At 60.7% G+C, this 1,784-nt stretch carries 2 protein-coding genes; one reads left to right on the top strand and one right to left on the bottom strand.

The window, feature by feature from the left end; genetic code table 11:
• Positions 1-198, top strand: a 198-nt coding sequence (locus ACFWAY_RS53670) for a hypothetical protein (protein WP_378516528.1), incomplete at its 5' end; no start/stop codon positions are given.
• Between the two features lie 86 nt (positions 199-284).
• On the opposite strand, the gene fgd is transcribed toward ACFWAY_RS53670, so the two are convergent.
• The gene (fgd, locus tag ACFWAY_RS53665; protein ID WP_378516527.1) at positions 285-1,295 is read right to left on the bottom strand and encodes a glucose-6-phosphate dehydrogenase (coenzyme-F420); all 1,011 of its coding nucleotides are present in this window, start codon (positions 1,293-1,295) and stop codon (positions 285-287) included.
• Positions 1,296-1,784 lie beyond the last annotated feature (489 nt).

Here is a 1,784-nt window from a genome sequence, read left to right as displayed (position 1 = left end):
CGACACGCAGTATTAGTGGCTACATTTCCGAATCGATTTCCGTCGTCTTCTCAGGTCGATCATGCAATCTCCGCCGAGAGCTACCGCAACTTCGGTCTAAATGTTCGCGTCGAGGTCGGACGCCGGCGCGGAACCACTCGACCGCCGACGACGAGCAGCCCGCCGCACATTGCTTCGCCCGCCGATGTCGGTATCTGATTCCTGCATCGGCGGGCGAGTAGCGAATCTGGTTGGGACGCGAACTCTGACGTGGTTCGGGCTGACGATTCACGCCCAGGTTCAAATTACAGCTTCCGCAGCCTTGGCTCGAGGTCACGGTGGAACAGTTCCAAGAATCGCCGCTGGTCGTGGCCTGGAGCGTGGAACACCAGATGGTTCAGCCCCGCCGCGACGTATGGCTTGACCAACGACACTGCCTCGTCAGGATCGGAGGCGACGATCCACCGCTTGGCTACTTGCTCAATGGGCAAGGCGTCGGCCGCCTTTTCCATGTCGATTGGATCCTCGATCGAGTGCTTCTGTTCCGGTGTCAGTGACAGGGGTGCCCAGAAACGGGTGTTCTCGAGCGCCCTTTCGGGGTCGGTGTCGTAGGAAATCTTGACTTCGATCATCTTGTCGATCCGATCAGCAGATCTGTTCGCGTTGATCGCCCCCTCGGTGACGGCCGGCATGAGCTTCTCGGTGTAGAGCTCCATGCCCTTACCCGACGTGCAGATGAAACCGTCTCCAGCTCGCCCGGCGTAGCGCGCAACGATGGGACCGCCCGCCGCGATGTAGACCGGTACACCACCCTCGGGAACATCATAGATCGAGGCACCCCTGGTCTTGAAGTACTCGCCGTTGAAGTCGACGCGATCACCAATCCACAACTCACGCATCAACTGCACAGCCTCACGTAGCCGCGCAAACCGCTCCTTGAATTCCGGCCACGGCCCGTCGAATCCGGTCGCGATCTCGTTGAGAGCTTCGCCGCTGCCCACGCCGAGCATGACCCGATCCGGGTAGAGACACGCCATGGTCGCAAATGCCTGCGCGATCACGGCGGGGTTGTACCGGAAGGTCGGCGTCATCACCGACGTCCCCAGCTTCAATCGTGTCGTGCGCTCGCCGACCGCAGTCATCCACGCCAGAGAGAATGGCGCATGACCGCCCACATGTCGCCAGGGCTGGAAGTGGTCACTGACTGTAGCGGAATCCATCCCGCTGCTCTCGGCGAGTACTGCCAGCTCGACAAGCTCTCTAGGGCCGAACTGTTCTGCTGACGCCTTGTACCCCAATTGCAATGGCATTGCCATCGGTATCTCCGCTCTGTCTAGCTCACGGTGGTCTGTTTGTGCCACTCATGGGATCGTGGGACTGATTGTCGAAGTGCAGCAGCGACTCCGACCGGTCGGGCTCGATGATGCGTCGCAATAGGCAGAGGCAGAATGCGACCAACTGATACCGCGCGCTACTCCACGTAGGCGGACGTGAGTATCCGATCCCACGGGCGCGGCACACGGCATCGGCGAGCCCGGTGCCTGAATTCCAGTTTACGGCATCGACTCCCATCAGAATTCCGCCGTTCCAGAGTCTCCGTGTGCTGATCTCCATCTGACCGGGCGCGGGCACGGGCGAAGCCCGACGCGATGTGCTGGCGTGCTAAAGATGCTTCGGTAATAGGGTGTGTCGTTGCACGGGATTCACACTGTGCTGCTGGATCATTGATGAATGGCAGGTAAGGAAACCGGTTCGCGCGAGGGATCGGATGCCCGGAAAGTCAAGCAGCGCGGCGGTCGCCGGGA

It is taken from the genome of Rhodococcus sp. NPDC059968 (assembly GCF_042738615.1).
In the GTDB taxonomy this organism is placed as follows: domain Bacteria; phylum Actinomycetota; class Actinomycetes; order Mycobacteriales; family Mycobacteriaceae; genus Rhodococcus_F.
This window is presented reverse-complemented; position numbering and strand designations above follow the sequence as displayed.

Bases quoted from the DNA above. Each gene is read 5' to 3' on its own strand.
- fgd (WP_378516527.1), bottom strand. From the start codon at position 1,295: ATGGCAATGCCATTGCAATTGGGGTACAAGGCGTCAGCAGAACAGTTC.